General features: G+C 59.9%; 19 protein-coding genes. 10 read left to right on the forward strand and 9 right to left on the reverse strand.

Features of this window, described 5'->3' with window-relative positions:
- Positions 1-38: 38 nt before the first annotated feature.
- The 3 genes from rfaQ to ACK3SD_RS17330 are packed head-to-tail and all read left to right on the forward strand — an operon-like array spanning position 39 to position 3,341.
- The gene (gene rfaQ / locus ACK3SD_RS17320; protein WP_481126295.1) at positions 39-1,115 is read left to right on the forward strand and encodes a putative lipopolysaccharide heptosyltransferase III; all 1,077 of its coding nucleotides are present in this window, start codon (positions 39-41) and stop codon (positions 1,113-1,115) included.
- Positions 1,112-2,239 carry a glycosyltransferase family 4 protein gene (locus ACK3SD_RS17325; protein ID WP_481126296.1) on the forward strand — a complete coding sequence of 376 codons (1,128 nt, stop codon included), beginning with the start codon at positions 1,112-1,114 and terminating at the stop codon, positions 2,237-2,239. The genes rfaQ and ACK3SD_RS17325 overlap by 4 nt, the downstream gene beginning before the upstream one ends.
- Position 2,240: 1 nt before the next feature.
- On the forward strand, positions 2,241-3,341 hold the full coding sequence (locus ACK3SD_RS17330) for a glycosyltransferase (RefSeq protein ID WP_481126297.1): 1,101 nt from the start codon (positions 2,241-2,243) through the stop codon (positions 3,339-3,341).
- A 30-nt stretch (positions 3,342-3,371) separates the two neighbouring features.
- Here the strand turns inward: ACK3SD_RS17330 and ACK3SD_RS17335 are convergent, their stop codons facing one another.
- Positions 3,372-4,388: a glycosyltransferase family 9 protein gene (locus tag ACK3SD_RS17335; protein WP_481126298.1), complete on the reverse strand. Its 1,017-nt coding sequence runs from the start codon at positions 4,386-4,388 to the stop codon at positions 3,372-3,374.
- Positions 4,389-4,510: 122 nt separating this feature from the next.
- Here ACK3SD_RS17335 and waaA point away from each other — a divergent pair, with 122 nt between their 5' ends.
- From waaA to coaD, 3 genes are read left to right on the forward strand one after another with little or no spacing between them, the layout of a single operon-like run.
- Positions 4,511-5,788 carry a lipid IV(A) 3-deoxy-D-manno-octulosonic acid transferase gene (waaA, locus tag ACK3SD_RS17340; protein WP_481126299.1) on the forward strand — a complete coding sequence of 426 codons (1,278 nt, stop codon included), beginning with the start codon at positions 4,511-4,513 and terminating at the stop codon, positions 5,786-5,788.
- Positions 5,788-6,564, forward strand: a complete 777-nt coding sequence (locus tag ACK3SD_RS17345) for a glycosyltransferase family 2 protein (RefSeq protein WP_137764762.1) — start codon at positions 5,788-5,790, stop codon at positions 6,562-6,564. The genes waaA and ACK3SD_RS17345 overlap by 1 nt, the downstream gene beginning before the upstream one ends.
- Positions 6,565-6,566: 2 nt before the next feature.
- Entirely contained in the window at positions 6,567-7,046 is a 480-nt protein-coding gene (coaD, locus tag ACK3SD_RS17350; protein ID WP_481126300.1) for a pantetheine-phosphate adenylyltransferase, read from the forward strand.
- On the opposite strand, the gene mutM is transcribed toward coaD, so the two are convergent.
- The 4 genes from mutM to radC form a co-directional block, all read right to left on the reverse strand.
- The gene (mutM, locus tag ACK3SD_RS17355; protein WP_481126301.1) at positions 7,047-7,856 is read right to left on the reverse strand and encodes a bifunctional DNA-formamidopyrimidine glycosylase/DNA-(apurinic or apyrimidinic site) lyase; all 810 of its coding nucleotides are present in this window, start codon (positions 7,854-7,856) and stop codon (positions 7,047-7,049) included.
- Between the two features lie 114 nt (positions 7,857-7,970).
- Positions 7,971-8,138: a 50S ribosomal protein L33 gene (gene rpmG / locus ACK3SD_RS17360; protein WP_004392084.1), complete on the reverse strand. Its 168-nt coding sequence runs from the start codon at positions 8,136-8,138 to the stop codon at positions 7,971-7,973.
- An 11-nt stretch (positions 8,139-8,149) separates the two neighbouring features.
- The gene (gene rpmB / locus ACK3SD_RS17365; RefSeq protein WP_137764765.1) at positions 8,150-8,386 is read right to left on the reverse strand and encodes a 50S ribosomal protein L28; all 237 of its coding nucleotides are present in this window, start codon (positions 8,384-8,386) and stop codon (positions 8,150-8,152) included.
- 262 nt (positions 8,387-8,648) lie between these two features.
- Positions 8,649-9,314: a RadC family protein gene (radC, locus tag ACK3SD_RS17370; protein ID WP_481126302.1), complete on the reverse strand. Its 666-nt coding sequence runs from the start codon at positions 9,312-9,314 to the stop codon at positions 8,649-8,651.
- A 188-nt stretch (positions 9,315-9,502) separates the two neighbouring features.
- Here radC and coaBC point away from each other — a divergent pair, with 188 nt between their 5' ends.
- The 3 genes from coaBC to slmA all read left to right on the forward strand — a co-directional run bounded on the left by coaBC (position 9,503) and on the right by slmA (position 11,918).
- Positions 9,503-10,732, forward strand: coding sequence for a bifunctional phosphopantothenoylcysteine decarboxylase/phosphopantothenate--cysteine ligase CoaBC (gene coaBC / locus ACK3SD_RS17375; protein ID WP_481126303.1), 1,230 nt, complete (start codon positions 9,503-9,505; stop codon positions 10,730-10,732).
- Positions 10,701-11,159 carry a dUTP diphosphatase gene (dut, locus tag ACK3SD_RS17380; RefSeq protein ID WP_168195876.1) on the forward strand — a complete coding sequence of 153 codons (459 nt, stop codon included), beginning with the start codon at positions 10,701-10,703 and terminating at the stop codon, positions 11,157-11,159. Before coaBC ends, dut begins: the two co-directional genes overlap by 32 nt.
- Before the next feature lie 165 nt (positions 11,160-11,324).
- On the forward strand, positions 11,325-11,918 hold the full coding sequence (slmA, locus tag ACK3SD_RS17385; RefSeq protein ID WP_137764767.1) for a nucleoid occlusion factor SlmA: 594 nt from the start codon (positions 11,325-11,327) through the stop codon (positions 11,916-11,918).
- Between the two features lie 35 nt (positions 11,919-11,953).
- Here the strand turns inward: slmA and pyrE are convergent, their stop codons facing one another.
- Together pyrE and rph are read right to left on the reverse strand one after the other, a co-directional pair.
- Positions 11,954-12,595 (reverse strand): orotate phosphoribosyltransferase, encoded by a 642-nt coding sequence (gene pyrE, locus ACK3SD_RS17390; protein WP_481126304.1) that lies wholly within the window; start codon positions 12,593-12,595, stop codon positions 11,954-11,956.
- A gap of 81 nt (positions 12,596-12,676) precedes the next feature.
- Positions 12,677-13,393: a ribonuclease PH gene (gene rph / locus ACK3SD_RS17395; RefSeq protein WP_481126305.1), complete on the reverse strand. Its 717-nt coding sequence runs from the start codon at positions 13,391-13,393 to the stop codon at positions 12,677-12,679.
- 126 nt (positions 13,394-13,519) lie between these two features.
- Between rph and ACK3SD_RS17400 the strand changes: the two genes are divergently transcribed.
- Positions 13,520-14,383 (forward strand): YicC/YloC family endoribonuclease, encoded by an 864-nt coding sequence (locus ACK3SD_RS17400; protein ID WP_481126306.1) that lies wholly within the window; start codon positions 13,520-13,522, stop codon positions 14,381-14,383.
- Positions 14,384-14,440: 57 nt separating this feature from the next.
- Here ACK3SD_RS17400 and ACK3SD_RS17405 read toward each other — a convergent pair whose 3' ends face one another.
- Together ACK3SD_RS17405 and ligB are read right to left on the reverse strand one after the other, a co-directional pair.
- Positions 14,441-15,436, reverse strand: a complete 996-nt coding sequence (locus ACK3SD_RS17405; RefSeq protein ID WP_481126307.1) for an SDR family oxidoreductase — start codon at positions 15,434-15,436, stop codon at positions 14,441-14,443.
- Between the two features lie 67 nt (positions 15,437-15,503).
- Complete coding sequence (ligB, locus tag ACK3SD_RS17410; protein ID WP_481126308.1) at positions 15,504-17,210, reverse strand: NAD-dependent DNA ligase LigB; 1,707 nt, start codon at positions 17,208-17,210, stop codon at positions 15,504-15,506.
- Between the last annotated feature and the right edge of the window lie 209 nt (positions 17,211-17,419).

The following is a 17,419-nucleotide window of genomic DNA, read 5'->3' on the forward strand; positions in this document are numbered from 1 at the left end:
TTAGAATCACCCACTGGCTTCCTCACTAGCGACGCAAGATGAACAACGCGGCACTTCTCCTCTCCCAGACCCCGGTCAGGCGCATCCTGATCATTAAGCTCCGTCACCACGGTGATATGTTGCTGACCACCCCGGTCATCAATACCCTGCATGACCACTACCCGCAGGCGGAGATTGATGTCCTGCTCTATCAGGAGACGCGCGACATGCTGGCCGCGCACCCGTTCATCCACGCGATAGTGAGCATTGACCGGCAGTGGAAAAAGCTGGGCGCGCGCCGACACATGCTGAAAGAGGCCGGCCTGATCCGCCAGATCCGCGCGCGGCGCTATGATCTGGTGATCAACCTGGCGGATCAGTGGCGCAGCGCGGTGATCACCCGCCTGAGCGGGGCACCGTTGCGAGTGGGCTTCGACTTCCCGAAGCGCCGCCATCCCCTCTGGCGCGCTTGCCACAATGTGCTGGCGTCCACTGAGGGCCACCGGACGATGCACACGGTGGAGCAGAATCTCTCCATCCTCGCGCCGCTGGGCATCGCACCGCTCAACACGCAGGTGACGATGGGCTACACGCCGGAGGATGCGGCGACAGTGGGCCGCTTGCTGGCGGAGCAGCAGGTGGGAGAGCGGTACATTGTGGTGCAGCCTACCTCACGCTGGTTCTTCAAGTGCTGGAGTGAAGAGAAGATGGCCGAGACGCTGCACGCGCTTCAGGCCGATGGCCACCGCATCGTGCTCACCTCGGGGCCAGATGCCAAAGAGCAGAAGATGGTGGCGCAGATCCTGGCGCTCTGCCCGGCGGCCGGCATTGTCTCGCTCTCCGGCCGCCTGACACTGCCGCAGCTGGCGGCGCTGATTGACCGGGCAATGCTGTTTATTGGCGTCGACTCGGTGCCGATGCATATGGCCGCGGCGCTTGGCACCCCCTGCATCGCCCTGTTCGGCCCCTCCAAACTGACCTTCTGGCGGCCATGGCAGGCCAAGGGCAAGGTGATCTGGGCCGGCGATTACGGTACGCTGCCCGACCCGGACGCGATCGATACCCGTACCGATGAGCGCTACCTGAACCTTATTCCGACAGACGTGGTGATCCACACCGCGCGGGAACTGCTATGACCTCTTTTCGTTTGGCGATCGTACGCCAAAAATACCGCCCGGATGGCGGTGCAGAACGTTTTGTCGCCCGCGCCCTGGAGGCGCTGGAGAACCAGAACCTCGATTTGAACGTGATCACCCGCGAGTGGCAGGGTGAGACGCGCCCGGAGTGGCATATTCACCTCTGTAACCCGCACAAGTGGGGGCGCATCAGCCGCGAGCGTGGCTTTGCCGAGGCCGCCCGCGCCCTGTGGCAACGGGAAAAGTTTGATCTGGTGCAGAGCCATGAGCGCATTGCTGGCTGTGACATCTACCGCGCCGGTGACGGCGTGCACCACCGTTGGTTGCAGCAACGCGCCCGCCTGCTGCCCGCCTGGCGTGGCAAGCTGCTGCTCGCGGATCGCTACCACCGTTACGTGATGGCGGCAGAGCGCGCCATGTACGCCGCGCCAGAGCTGAAGGCGGTGATCTGCAACGCCGAGATGATTAAGCAAGAGATCGTGGCGGACTTTGGCGTGCCGCCGGAGAAAATTACCGTGATCTACAACGCCATCGACAGCCAGCGGTTCGTACCGGCAGAAGAGGCGGCCCGGCTGGCGTTGCGGCAGAAACTCGCGATCCCGGCAACCGCGCACTGCTTGATCTTCGTCGGCTCTGGCTTTGAGCGCAAAGGGCTGGCGGCTGCCATTGAGGCGCTGGCTGGCACTGACAGCTACCTGCTGGTGGTCGGCAAGGATAAGGATGAGAAACGCTATCAAGCGCTGGCGCAATCCCTTGGCTGCCTGCATCGCCTGCGCTTCCTTGGCGTGCAGCAGCAGACGTTGCCCTTCTATCAGGCAGCGGATGCGTTGCTACTGCCAACGCTCTACGATCCCTTCCCGAACGTCATTCTTGAGGCGATGGCCTGCGGCCTGCCGGTGATCACCAGCACCACCTGCGGCGGCGCGGAGTTTATCCGCCAGGGGGAGAATGGCTTTGTCTGCGACGCGCTGGATGTGCCAGCACTGCGCACGGCGATCCGCGCCCTGCCCGCCAGCGCGCTGGGGTCTGAGATGGGCGCGGCGGCACGGCAACAGATACTGCCCGCCACCCCGGCCGCCCTGTCATCCCAACTGATTTCACTCTACACGAGGCTCCTGGACTGAGATGCGCGTACTGATGATGATTGATGGCCTCGCCGGCGGCGGGGCTGAAAAGGTGGTACTGACGCTGGCCGAAGGGATGCAGCAGATGGGCCACGACGTGACGGTCTTCTCCCTGCGCGATGTCTGTGACTATGCCCTGCCAGCGAATGTCCACTATCAGGTGCTGGCTGACCACAGCCGTGCACCGTGGCGCAAGCTGACCGAGCTGTCACGCCGCGCCGCGATGCTTGATCGCGCCATCCGGGCGGCGGAGAAGCAGCGTGGCCGCTTCGACCTCGCCATCTCCAACCTGCATAAAACCGACCGCATCGCACGCCGCAGCCGGGAGTTGCGCCCCGATCGCCTCTGGTTCTGCGTCCACGGCGTGCTCTCCAACACCTATCTGGGCAGCCGTACCGGTCTGGATCGCTGGCTAAAGCAACGGAAGATGGTGCGTATCTATCGTAATCAAAATGTTGTCTCTGTCTCACAGGCGGTGGCTGATGATTTGATCACACAGATGGGGATGAAGCTCAAAGCGAGCAAGGTGATCAATAACCCGTTTGATATCAACGCCATCCGCCAGCTGGCCGCTGCGCCGTGCGAGTGGGCGGGCAAGCCCTATCTGGTGCACGTCGGGCGCTTCCACGAGCAGAAGCGCCATGATCGGCTGCTGAAGGCGTATGCCCTCTCGGGCCTTCAGGCTCCGCTGATGCTGGTAGGCACCGGCAGCGAGACGCGCACGGCAGCACTCAAAACGCTGGCCGACTCCCTTGGCATCGCCGATCGCGTGGTGTTTATGGGCTTTCAGGCCAACCCTTTCCCGTTGATTAAGCATGCCGCTTTGCTGGTGCTCAGTTCTGACAATGAGGGCTTCGGCAACGTGTTGGTGGAGTCGCTGATCTGCGGCACACCCGTGGTCAGCACCGACTGCCCAGGCGGCCCGCATGAGATTTTAGAGAGCACCGGCATGGCGCGCGGGCTGGCAGAGTTGAATGAGCATTCACTGGCGGAGAAGATGCGCGAGGGCTTTTTACAGCCGCTCCCTATCCGCGAGGAGGCGCTGCAAAAATATGGCATCCGCGCCATCTGCCAGCGCTATTTATCACTGGTCAATGAGTAAATAGAGAGGGCGGGTTTCCCCGCCCTGCTTTCAACCTTTAACCGATTTAATCGCCTGCCAGACCTCTTCCACGCCAATATCCTTGCACTCCCCTGACTCCCCCTGAAGAATATGGTATTCCCCAGACCAAGGGTGCCAGCGCTCTTTATTGGTATCGCCGAAGAAGACCACGGTTTTTTTCCCCAGCGCGGAGGCCAGGTGCATTTGTCCACCATCGCTACAGAGAATTAAATCACACAGCTCAAAACCGCCAATTAATTCCCGTACTGACGCCGTAGGGTAGAGCGCTACGCGGTCAGAGTCACAGCGCTGAATGAGCTGATCGGCTCGCGATTGATCGCCAATATCATCAGGCGACAGGGTGCCCTGCGGTGACCAGAATATCAGGACACCAGCATTGGGCTGTTGCAGCAGGCGGTTAATGATCTCCGCATAGTGCTCCACCGGCCAGCGCCGTTTTGGGCTGCGGCTACTGATATGCACGCCATAAATCGTTTCAGCTGCGGGCAACAGGGCCGTTTTGCGCTGCGCCGCCAGGCTGCGCTCCTCGGCGGTTGGGTAGACCTTGACCGCCGGAATCGGCGGCGGCGTGTCACTGAGCGCTTTCAGGTAGCTGAACGTATGCTCAACCTGATGTTTGCCGCTGAAATCCGTTTTGCGGAACGGACGGCGTATTTCCTTGCGCCCCAAATCCGCACCGATGATATTTTTCGCGCCGACCATCCGTGCCAGTTGCAGACTATATTTACAGGGGGTGGGGTTAGCCAGGATCACCGCATCGAACTTAACCCGGCGCAATTTCATGATAATCGCAAAGCGCTCGAGATATACGCCCAGCGCCGTCTGGTTTTTATCGCGGTGTTTGGCCTTTTTATAGATAAAAAGATGATCGACATGAGGATTATTTTTTACCACATCCTTGCTGACAGAATTGATCAGCAAATAGGTATTGGCATGGGGATAGGTGGTTTTCACTCCCTCAATTAATGGTGTGGTGCACACCAGGTCGCCGATATTATCACGCCTGATAATCAATATATTTTTCATTGTAACCCCGTGGGCGAAAAGTTTTCGCCTGCCCCAGAACAGTGCCGCTTCGCGCGAGATAGCGCCTTTCGTCGGCAGGTATGATACTATTCGCGCTACCCCATATAAATGAATTTGAAAGAATGTTGCTGCGTTTATATCAGGTATTACTCTACCTCATCCAACCGCTCATCTGGATCCGCCTGCTGTTGCGCAGCCGCAAAGCGCCGGCCTACCGTAAACGCTGGGCAGAACGCTATGGCTTCTGCGAGGGGAAAGTCGCACCCGGCGGCATCATGCTGCACTCCGTCTCAGTCGGTGAGACACTGGCGGCCATCCCGCTGGTACGCGCCCTGCGCCATCGTTATCCCTCGCTGCCGATAACTGTGACCACCATGACCCCGACAGGTTCAGAACGAGTGCAATCTGCTTTTGGTAAGGATGTGCACCACGTCTACCTGCCCTACGATCTGCCCGGCGCGGTCAACCGCTTCCTGAACAGTGTCAGCCCCAAGCTGGTGATTGTGATGGAGACTGAGTTGTGGCCCAACCTGATTAATGCCCTGCATCAGCGCGAGATCCCACTGGTGATCGCCAATGCCCGCCTCTCCGCGCGTTCGGCCGCCGGCTACCAGAAGATTGGCGGCTTTATGAAGACGCTGCTGCGCCGCATCACCCTGATTGCCGCGCAGAACCAAGAGGATGGCGAGCGCTTTATCGAACTTGGGCTGAAACGCTCCCAACTGGCCGTTACCGGCAGTTTAAAGTTTGATATCTCCGTGACGCCGGAGCTGGCCGCACGCGCCGTCTCCCTGCGCCGCCAGTGGGCGCCGCACCGTCCGGTGTGGATCGCCACCAGCACCCATGAGGGCGAGGAGAGCGTGCTGTTGCAGGCTCACCGCCAGCTGCTCACCCAGTTCCCTAACCTGTTGCTGATTCTGGTGCCGCGCCACCCGGAGCGTTTTGACACCGCGAAAGAGCTGACCCAGAAAGCCGGTATGCCCTTTACCTCGCGTAGCAGCGGCGCCATCCCGAACGTCGATACCCAAGTGGTCATCGGCGACACCATGGGCGAGCTGATGCTGCTCTACGGCATTGCCGATCTGGCGTTCGTGGGCGGCAGTCTGGTGGAGCGCGGTGGCCATAACCCACTGGAAGCAGCGGCGCACGCCATTCCGGTGTTGATGGGGCCGCACACCTTCAACTTCACAGACATCTGCAACAAGCTGAGTTCGGCCGATGGCCTGATTACCGTGTCCGATGCCAACTCACTGGTCAAAGAGATCACTACGCTGCTGACCGATGAGGATTACCGCCTCTACTACGGCCGCCATGCGGTGGAAGTGCTGCACCAGAACCAAGGCGCGCTGCACCGAGTGCTGCAACTGCTTGAGCCTTACCTGCCGCCACGGAGCCATTGATGAGCGCCAGAAAACGCCTCTCCGTCGTGTTGATTGCCAAAAATGAGGCCGAACTGCTGCCGGAGTGCTTGCGCTCCGTGGCCTGGGCCGATGAGATTGTCCTGCTTGACGCCGGCAGCCACGATGCCACCGCTGACATCGCGCGGCAGGCGGGGGCCAAAGTCTACCAGCACGAGACGTGGGAAGGCTTCGGCAAGCAACGCCAACGCGCGCAATCCTACGCTACCGGCGATTACATCCTGATGATCGATGCGGATGAGCGCGTCAGTGCGCCATTGCGGCAGGCCATTGAGCAGGTGCTGCACGCGCCGCAGGAGAACACGGTCTACAGCCTTGGCCGCCGTAACCTGTTCCTCGGCCGCTTTATGCGCCACAGCGGCTGGTATCCCGATCGCGTCAACCGCCTCTACGAGGCGCGCCGCTACCAGTACAACGATCATCTGGTGCATGAGTCGCTGGAGACGCAGGGCGCACGCATCGTGGCGCTGCCGGGCGACCTGTTGCACCTGACCTGCCGTGACCTCTACACCTTCCAGCAGAAGCAGCTCGGCTACGCCCGCGACTGGGCGCAACAGCGTTACAGCCAAGGGAAGCGCTGCGGTTTCTTCTCCATCCTGAGCCATACGGCCGGCGCCTTCTGCAAGACCTGGCTGCTGCGCGCCGGCTTTTTGGATGGGAAACAGGGTTTCCTACTGGCGGTGGTCAACGCACAATACACCTTCAATAAGTATGCGACCCTCTGGGCGCTGCACCACACCCAACCAACAGGCGAGTGACCATGAGCACCAAAGCGATTTATCCCGGTACTTTTGATCCGCTGACCAACGGCCACCTCGATCTGCTGGCCCGTGCGTCGTTGATGTTTGATCAGGTGGTGCTGGCGATTGCCGCCAACCCCAGCAAAAAGCCGCTCTTCTCACTGGAGGAGCGCGTGGCACTGGCGAAGCAGGCCACGGCCCACCTGCCAAAGGTTGAGGTGATCGGTTTCAGTAATTTAATGGCGCACTTCGCCAATGAGCAGCAGGCCACCATCCTGATCCGGGGCCTGCGGGCGGTAACCGATTTCGAGTATGAGAAGCAGCTGGCGGCCATGAACCGCCATTTGATGCCGACGCTGGAGAGCGTTTTCCTGATGCCCTCCGAGCAGTGGTCATTCCTCTCTTCCTCGCTGGTCAAAGAGGTGGCGCGCCACGGCGGCGACATTACGCCATTCGTGACCGCGCCGATCGCCAATGCCCTGGCGCAGAAGCTCGCCTGACTAACGCTGGCAGCGCGGGCAGAAGAAGGTGCTGCGCTGGCCGTGGCGGGCAGACTCAATCAGCCCGCCGCACACCCGGCACGGCTCCCCGGCGCGGCCATAGACCTGCAACTCCTGGGCAAAATAGCCCGGCTTGCCGTCGCTTTGCAGGAAGTCACGCAGCGTGGTGCCGCCCTGCTCAATCGATCGCTGCAACACTGCCTTAATGGTGGTTACCAGCAACGCCGCTTCGCCCTGCGTCAGGGAACCTGCCGCGCGGTCTGGCGCAATACCTGCCATAAACAGCGACTCGCTGGCATAGATATTCCCCACGCCCACCACCAGTTTATTGTCCATCAACCAGGGTTTGACCAACGTGCGCTTATTGCGTGATTTTTCAAACAGGTAATCGGTAGAGAAGGCATCATCCAGCGGCTCCGGCCCGAGGTGGGCAAGCACATTGCTGGTCGCCAGATCTTCACACCATAGCCAGGCGCCAAAACGGCGTGGGTCGGTGTAACGCAGCACGTGGCCGCTGTCCATCACCAGATCGACATGGTCATGCTTGCCCGGCTCGCTCTCTTCCGGCAAAACGCGCAGGCTGCCAGACATGCCGAGGTGGACGATAATCCAACCGCGCGTCAGCTCAATCAGCAGGTATTTGGCGCGGCGCTGCACGCTGAGCACCGGTTGGTCACTGAGGGCTTGGATCTCGTCGGAGACCGGCCAGCGCAGGCGGCCGTTGCGTACCACGGCATGGAGAATGGTGTGGCCGGCCAGGTAGGGTTCAATACCACGGCGGCTGGTTTCAACTTCAGGTAATTCAGGCATGGACTCTCCCTTTTTACTGAACTGATAAGCGCCGCCCTCACAGGCGCTGCCCGTGGCGGCCTCATAAAAACAAAAAACCCGGCCAAAGCCGGGTTTTTCATTAATCCACTAAAATTATTTAATTTTAGCTTCTTTGTAGATCACGTGTTGACGGACAACTGGATCGAATTTCTTCAGTTCCAGTTTTTCCGGCTTAGTACGCTTGTTCTTCGTGGTGGTATAGAAGTGACCAGTACCAGCAGAAGAAACCAGCTTGATCTTCTCGCGAACACCTTTAGCCATGATTCAGTTCCTTAATACTTCTCACCGCGGGCACGCAGATCGGCCAGGACCGCTTCGATACCCTTCTTATCAATTACACGCATACCTTTAGCAGATACACGCAGAGTTACAAAGCGCTTCTCGCCCTCAACCCAAAAACGGTGAGAGTGCAGGTTCGGCAGAAAACGGCGTTTGGTCGCGTTCATTGCGTGGGAACGGTTGTTACCGCTCACCGGGCGCTTGCCAGTAACTTGGCAGACTCGGGACATGTCTATTCTCCAAAAATCAAATCAGCTCGAGCTTCGTATAGGATTTGGCCGCCTCGTCAGGCTTTAGAGCCCATCTCAGCAAATTTCACCGGGAAGACTCGTCATCATCAGGTGTAAAAACCCTCATCAGGTTCGAAACCTGCTGAGATAGGCTCTTAACGCCAAACCCAAGATTCTCAAAGGTGGCGTAGTATACGCTCTGAAGCGTATGTGCTCAAGTCCCGAACAGCTAAAGATCCCGAAGGATCGCGAAAAAATGCCCTCAAATCCACCCGCGCTCGGCAAAAGAGACCGATTCGCCGTTGCCGATTACCAGATGGTCCAGCACGCGGATTTCCAGCAATTGGCAGGCTTTTATCACCTGTTCGGTTATTATTCTGTCGGCCTGGCTGGGTTCAGCCTTACCCGACGGATGATTATGAGCAAGGATTAATGCGGCTGCATTCGCCTTTATCGCCTCGCGCACAATTTCCCGTGGATGGACTTCGACATTGTCAATAGTACCAGCAAACATCTCCTCATGGCGAATCAGCCGGTGTTGATTGTCGAGAAACAGAACAAGAAAAATTTCCCGTTCGCGGCCATTCAGCAAATTTTGCAGGTACTCCCTGACCACCTTGGGCGATTGCAGCGCGTCCTCTCGCATCAGATGGTGAATGGAACCACGGCGCGCCAGTTCTAAAATGGCGCTGAGCTGGGCATACTTGGCCTCGCCAATGCCCGCACAGGCAGCCAGCGAACGGTAATCTGCCCCCAGCAGTGCCGCCAGTGAGCCAAACTCATCCAGCAACCGCTGCGCCAGCGCCGCGACAGGCACCCCACGGTAACCCGTCCGCAGAAAAATCATCAACAACTCGTTGTCTGTCAGCACCTCGGCGCCATATTTCAGCAGCTTCTCCCGCGGCCGCAGCCCCTCGCCCCATACCATTGCCCTCTCCCTCTGGCGTGCTCCGGCGGCCATCATAGCGATGGCGCGAGGAAAAGCGACGGCATCGCGCCGGTTTTGGGAAGGGCTTCCCAGACTTTTACTTTGCCGCCAGCGGCATCGCTGGCATAGCGGTTCTGCGCGGCGGTTATGCTAAAATGCGCGCTCGAATGGTTAGAAATCGGACAATCATGATGGCTGGACTCTCCGGTAAACATATTGTGCTTGGCGTCAGCGGCGGCATCGCGGCCTATAAATCCCCTGAACTGGTGCGCCGCTTGCGTGACCGTGGGGCAGAGGTGCGGGTGGTGCTGACCGAGGGGGCTAAGGCGTTCATCACCCCGCTGAGCCTGCAGGCAGTCTCAGGCTACCCGGTCTCTGACAATCTACTTGATCCCGCTGCCGAGGCGGCGATGGGGCATATTGAGCTGGGCAAGTGGGCCGATTTGGTGATCATGGCACCAGCCACAGCCGATTTGCTGGCCCGCGTGGCCGCCGGCATGGCCAATGACCTGCTGACCACCGTCTGTCTGGCGACGCCAGCCCCGCTGGCCGCCGCGCCCGCGATGAACCAGCAGATGTACCGTGCCGCAGCCACGCAGGCTAACCTGGCAACGCTGGCCGGACGCGGCGTGATGCTGTGGGGGCCAGACAGCGGCAGTCAGGCGTGCGGCGACGTGGGGCCGGGCCGGATGCTGGATCCGCTGGAGATCGTCGAGCGCGCCGTACAGCACTTCAGTGCTGTCAAGGATCTGCAACACCTGAAGGTAATGATCACCGCCGGGCCGACCCACGAGGCGCTGGATCCCGTCCGTTTCATCACCAACCACAGCTCAGGCAAAATGGGCTTCGCCATTGCGGCAGCGGCGGCGGCGCGCGGCGCACAGGTGACACTGGTCTCTGGCCCGGTCACGCTGCCGACACCCGCCGGTGTGACACGTATTGATGTCACCAGCGCGCTGGAGATGGAGCAGGCCGTGATGGCGCGCGCCGCCACACAGCAGATTTTCATTGGCTGCGCCGCCGTCGCAGATTACCGGGCCGCGCACATTGAGCCGGAGAAGATCAAGAAACAGTCTGGCGACGAACTGACCCTCAAGATGGTGAAGAACCCGGATATCGTGGCTGGCGTGGCCGCGATGGCGGAGCAGCGGCCCTTTGTCGTCGGATTTGCCGCCGAAACCCAGAATGTGGAAGAATACGCGCGGCAAAAATTGATCCGCAAAAATCTCGACCTCATTTGCGCTAATGATGTTTCACTTGCCGGGCATGGTTTCAACAGCGATACCAATGCCTTGCACCTCTTCTGGCCGCACGGGGAGACGCGTCTTCCGCACAGCGACAAGGCACTCCTTGGCCAACGTTTACTAGACGAGATTGTCAGCCGTTATGATGAAAAAAATCGACGTAAAGATTCTTGATCCGCGCATTGGCGACGTGTTCCCCCTGCCCGCCTACGCGACCTCCGGCTCTGCCGGCCTGGATCTGCGCGCCTGCCTGGACGCCCCGATTGAGCTGGCACCGGGCCAGACCACCCTGTTGCCGACCGGGCTGGCGATCCATATCGCTGATGCCTCGCTGGCGGCGGTTATCCTGCCGCGCTCCGGCCTCGGCCATAAGCATGGCGTGGTGCTGGGCAATCTGGTGGGCCTGATTGATTCTGACTATCAGGGCCAGCTGATGGTATCGGTATGGAACCGCAGCCAGACCGCCTTCACCATTGAGCCAGGCGAGCGCGTGGCGCAGATGGTGTTTGTGCCGGTGGTTCAGGCGGAGTTCAATCTGGTTGAGTCGTTTGACAGCAGTGTGCGGGGCGAAGGCGGTTTCGGACATTCAGGACGCCAATAAGAACCTGTTCAACATCGCGGGCGACCGCGATATTGCACAGATCCTTACCTAAACACTTCTCCACTCGCACTCGTCGTTTTTACGAAGCCGCTGGTTTTTCCCACCAGCCGGCGCGGGTGTGGGTTTTCGTTTATTACGCCGTTGTTAGCAAGGGTCTATCAGGATATGGCAGCAAGAGAGAGTAAAAGGAACCGGCGCGAAGAGATATTGCAGGCACTGGCCCACATGCTGGAGTCGAGCGATGGCAGCCAGCGCATCACCACCGCCAAGCTGGCCGCGACTGTCGGCGTGTCAGAAGCCGCGCTTTACCGGCACTTTCCCAGCAAAACCAAAATGTTCGATAGCCTGATCGAGTTCATCGAAGATACCCTGATGAGCCGCATCAACCTCATTTTGCAGGATGAGAAAGAGACATTTAATCGGCTTCGTCTGATTTTGCTCTTAATTTTGGGTTTTGCTGAACGTAACCCAGGATTGACCCGCATCATGACTGGCCACGCGCTGATGTTTGAGCAGGATCGGTTGCAGGGACGTATCAACCAGCTGTTTGAGCGCATTGAGACCCAGCTGCGTCAGGTGCTGCGCGAGCGCAAATTGCGCGAGGGCACGGCCTTCAGCAGTGATGAGGCGCTGTTGGTGAGCCAGATTCTGGCGCTTTGCGAGGGGATGCTCTCCCGCTATGTCCGTTCGGAGTTCCGTTACCGTCCGACGCAGGATTTCGAGACCCGTTGGCCGCTGATTGCCAGCCAACTGCAATAAAAAAGGGCCTGATGGCCCTTTTTTATTTGCCGCCGTTATACGCCATACTGTTGGCGATAGGCACGCACCGCTGCCAGGTGGTCAGCCATTTCAGGCTTCTCTTCCAGATAGGTGACCAGATCTTGCAGGGTAATGATGGAGATGACGTGGCACTGGTAGTCGCGCTCCACTTCCTGAATGGCGGAGAGTTCGGCGCGGCCACGCTCCTGACGGTCGAGGGAGATGAGCACACCTGCCAGTGAGGCACCCTGGGCGCCGATGATCTCCATCGACTCACGGATAGCAGTGCCAGCGGTGATCACATCGTCCACCAGCATCACCCGGCCCTGCAACGGGCTGCCCACCAGCGAACCACCCTCGCCATGATCCTTGGCCTCTTTGCGGTTGAAGCAGTAAGGCACGTCGCGCTCATGGTGCTCTGACAGCGCGATCGCCGTGGTGGTGGCAATCGGGATGCCTTTATAGGCTGGGCCGAACAGCAGATCGAACTCGATGCCGGAGTCCACCAGCGCCTCCGCGTAGAAACGCCCCAACAGCGCCAAATCGCGCCCGGTATTGAACAGGCCGGCGTTAAAGAAGTAGGGGCTGGTGCGGCCCGATTTCAGGGTAAATTCGCCGAACTTCAATACCTGCTTGTTAAGCGCGAACTCAATAAACTTGCGCTGGTAGGCTTTCATCGATCTCTCCTCGTTAATTCCTGATCACATGTACCGGCCATTGGCCCATAAAAAAGGCGACTTATCGTCGCCTTAAAAAATTTATTGTCCCAGCGCCGCTTTCTGCGCCTCGAAAATGGTTTCGATCCCTCCGCGCGCCAGCGCCAGCAGGGAGAGCAGCTCCTCATGGCTGAATGGCTCGCCCTCGGCGGTGCCCTGCACCTCGATCATGCGGCCATCTTCCGTCATCACGACGTTCATGTCGGTTTCTGCGGCGGAGTCTTCCACATATTCCAGATCGCAGAGCGCCTCACCCTTCACGATACCCACAGACACCGCGGCAACCATGCCCTTCATCGGGTTGGCTTTCAGCTTGCCAGCGGCCACCAGCGCATTCAGCGCGTCGGCCAGCGCCACGCAGGCACCGGTAATGGACGCGGTACGGGTGCCGCCATCGGCCTGCAACACGTCGCAGTCCAGGGTGATGGTGAACTCACCCAGTTTTTTCAAATCGACCGCCGCGCGCAGGGAGCGGGCGATCAGGCGCTGGATCTCCAGCGTACGGCCGCCCTGCTTGCCCTTGGCCGCTTCACGCGGGTTACGGGTATGGGTAGAGCGCGGCAACATGCCATATTCGGCGGTGATCCAACCCTGGCCCTGACCCTTCAGGAAGCGTGGCACGCCCTCTTCGACAGTGGCAGTGCACAGCACTTTGGTCTCACCAAACTCCACCAGTACCGAACCTTCGGCATGTTTTGTGTAGTGGCGGGTAAGGATGACGGGGCGCACCTGTTGTGCATTACGGCCTGCTGGACGCATGGATTGATCTCCGGCTAGCAAATCTTAGTTGGCTGCGCATTATACGGGCTTCGCGAGGTAATGCCTATCATGAGCGATGGGCCACGGCTATAATCCCCCCATCTTTACATTTATGGGAACGCACATATGATCCGCAGCATGACCGCCTACGCCCGGCGTGAGACCAAGGGTAACTGGGGCAGCGCCGCCTGGGAACTTCGTTCCGTGAACCAGCGCTATCTGGAGACCTACATCCGCCTGCCGGAGCAGTTCCGCGGGCTGGAGCCTGTCATTCGAGAACGTATCCGCGCACGCCTGACCCGCGGCAAAATCGAATGCAACCTGCGCTTTGAGCTGGACCCCAGCGCCCAGAGCAGCATGGTGCTGAACGAGAAGCTGGCCAAACAGCTGGTGGAAGCCGCCAATTGGGTCAAGATGCAGAGTGACGAGGGCGAGATCAACCCGATGGATATCCTGCGCTGGCCGGGCGTGATGTCCGCTGAGGAGCAGGATCTCGATGCCATCAGCGCTGAACTGCTGAAAGCACTGGACGGCGCGCTGGATGATTTCATCGCCGCCCGCGAGAGCGAAGGTGCCGCCCTGAAGGCCCTGATTGAGCAGCGCCTGAACGGCGTCAGTGCCGAAGTGACCAAAGTGCGCGCCCAGATGCCCAACATCCTGCAATGGCAGCGCGAGCGTCTGGTCAGCAAACTGGAAGAGGCGGAAGTCCAACTGGAAAACAACCGCCTGGAGCAGGAGCTGGTGCTGATGGCACAGCGTGTGGACGTGGCGGAAGAGCTGGACCGCTTGGAAGCGCACGTGAAAGAGACACACAAAATCCTGAAGAAAGAGGAAGCGGTAGGCCGCCGCCTCGACTTCATGATGCAGGAGTTCAACCGCGAGTCGAACACCCTGGCATCAAAATCGATCAATGCCGACGTCACCACCTCCGCCATCGAGCTGAAGGTGCTGATCGAGCAGATGCGTGAGCAGATCCAGAATATTGAGTGATCCCCAAGAAAGACGCAGTGAATAAGAAGCCCGCCTTAGGCGGGCTTTTTTATTGCCTCAGCGGCGGCGTTTGCGGCCACAGGTCAGGGCGGCGATGCCGACACCGAGCAAAGTGACGGCGGCGACGCCAAACAGATTGGAGTCGACGGAAATGGCGCGCTGTTTGGCATTTTCATTAAAGCGGCCGTGGGTGCGGTGCAAATTGTCCACCGGCTCATAGAGGTAGTCCGGGCGAGCCTGATCTTCCGGCTCCTCGGTCATTTGGCCGCTGTAAGCCTGTTTCGCTAGCAATTTATCCAACAGGCCGGGGAAGAACATATTGCCGACGATGGATTGCAGCGTCGCCTTGCCCAGCCAGATTTCGCGCGGCGCGCGCTGGGCGGCGTCAAAGATTGCCCTGGCGGCCACCTCGGGCTGGTAGATGGGCGGTACTGGCTGCACCCGGTGATCCAATTTGTTGCGCGACCACTCAAACTGCGGGGTGTTGATGCCGGGCAGTTGCACCATGCTCAGGCGGATGCGGCTCTTGTCATGGATCAGCTCGCTACGCAGTGAGTCGGTGAAGCCGCGAATGGCAGCCTTCGCCGCGCAATAGGCAGATTGCAGCGGGATGGAGCGGTAGGCCAGCGCCGAGCCAGTCTGCACAATGGTGCCACGGTTGCGGGCGCGCATCCGTTTCAGCGCGGCCAGCGTGCCGTTCACCGCCCCCAGATAGGTCACCTCGGTGACACGTTTGTACTCCTCCGCCGTGGTCTCCACCACGGGCGCCACTACGGTGTTCATCGCCACGTTCACCCAGACCTCAATCGGCCCCAGCGTCTGCTCAATCAGCTCGGCGGCCTGCTCCACCTGCTCGGCGTCCGCGACATCTACTGGCAACCCCAGCGCCTTGTGGCCAAAAGCCTCCAATTCAGTCACGGTCTCCTGTAGCCCCTCCTCGCTGCGGGCAAGCACCGCCACTTGATACCCCTTCTGTGCAAAATGGCGTGCAGTGGCACGACCCACGCCGGCCGTTCCGCCCGTCACTACAACAACACGTGTTTGATCAACCATCTGTTCTGCCTCTTATCTCCATGAATGGGAAAAGCATAGCAGCCCGATGGTTTTCTACAGGGGTCGGCTACGCGCCACTGTTGGAGTGCGCAGGCATAAAGGCAGGCACCTGCCCGCGTTGCAGGTCGTCAACGATGCGCTGCATGGCTGGGTGGTGCAGTAGCGCCCACAGTTGCGCCGCGCGCTTGGCACCAATGCCAGCATACTGGCTCCACTGCTGCTCACTGCGCTGCTGGATAACCGGCCACGGCTCATCTTTCAGCGTTGCAAGGGCGTAAGGCGGAACGCCCAGCCCGCTTAGCCACGGTTTCAAGCCCTTCTGCCGCGCCAGTTGCAGGCTGGCGTAGAGCTTCTCCGCCTGTTTCAGGCTAATGCCCATTTTCTCCTGTAACTGGGGCAAGGAGAAGGCGAGCCAGCCGGTCAGGGTGTCCAGCCCGCCCTGCGTGATTAATGTACGCCAGCCTTGTGGCCCGATGCCGCTGACCTGCACGCCCTGCGGCCCACCCAGCCAGACCAGCCGTGCCAAAAACTGTGAATGGCAGGTTGGGGTAAGGGTCAGGCAACTGAACGTATCAAACTGGCTGGCGTCAGGGTAGTCGATGGGCTTGCGCTCTTTCACCCGCCAGGCCACCTCCTCCAGCCTTGGAATGCCCTGACCGGCCAGCGAGATCACCACGCGGTCGCCCTCGGCAATCTCCCATGCCCTCAACCGCTCCACAGATCCGACATTGACGCGCCGCACCCATTTATCATCCAGTTTCATCGGACGCAGGTTCAGCACCGGAGCAATTTTACCGGTGCGGCCAACGGTGAAAGTGATGCTCTCTACCTCCGCCACCCGCTGCGCCGGGGCATATTTCCAAGCCACCGCCCAGCTTGCCGGGGTATTGCGCCAGAACTTGCCTGCCGGACTCTGTTCTTCACGCACCACTACGCCATCCGTGACAAACGGCAGTGGCGCATTGAACCAGCGCTCACGCTGGGCAGCGACCTCTGCCAGCGTGGTCACCGGCAGGGTGTAGCGCGCTGTCAGCGGGAAACCGAGCATGGTCAGGGCCTGAAGGCGCTCCGCCATCCCTGAGGGGCCGTCCGGCCACTCCCAGACAAACAGCCCAAGCTGATCCAATGCCGGTGAGGGCTGACGACGCATCAACAGGCCAGCGGCCCGGTTGCGGGCATTCAGCCCGCCCTGCTGTTTCTGTTGATGACCGTTCATCTTCAGGAACAACTCCCCCTGTAGGGTCACATCCTGCCAGCGGCTCTCCTTCGGCAGCACCGTTGGCAGCGACGTTATCTGCCGCACCGCGTCAGTCCACTCCTCCCCGACCCGGCCATTGCCGCGGCTAATTGCTGAAGCGAGCCGCCCAGTCCGGTAGGTCAGGGTCACCGCGACGCCATCCACCTTGGGTTGGATCCAGAGCGGCCCTTTGCCCGCCATCCAGGTAGCGAGCGCACGTTCATCGCCCAGCTTTTTCAGGCCAGTCTGGGCAACGGGGTGGGCCACCTTGCCGGCGGGCAGGAGCGGCTCCTCGGCTATCGCACCCGCGCACATCTGCCACTGGCCGAGGGTGGCGCGTAGCTGGTCGTAGAGTGCGTCCTCCATCAGGCTGACGCCCTGTTGGTAGTAGGCCCGGTCGCACGCCTCCAGCCGCTGCGCCAGCGCCGCGATCTCCTGCTTCAGGCGCAACGCGCCCCAGTCTGGGCATGAGGTTGAGGCCAAGGCTGGGGAGCAACCTGATAGAAGCAGCCCCACCACGATAATGAGTGCACGCATAACTCCTCCTTTTTTGGGCGGCAGTTAAGCGCGCCAGAAGAGGAAATTCGAGGGGCAAAACGTGATTCTGGAAGCGGGATCGAAAGGAAAAACGCGGGGTTGCAACGCAAAGATTTTCTTTGGAATCTTCCGCGAACAATCGGTGAAATAGATGGCTTAGGCGCTGAATTTCAGGTGAAATAAACGCGAACGCTGCATCCAGGCGGGTA

The organism is Chimaeribacter sp. YP20170169, assembly GCF_056739715.1.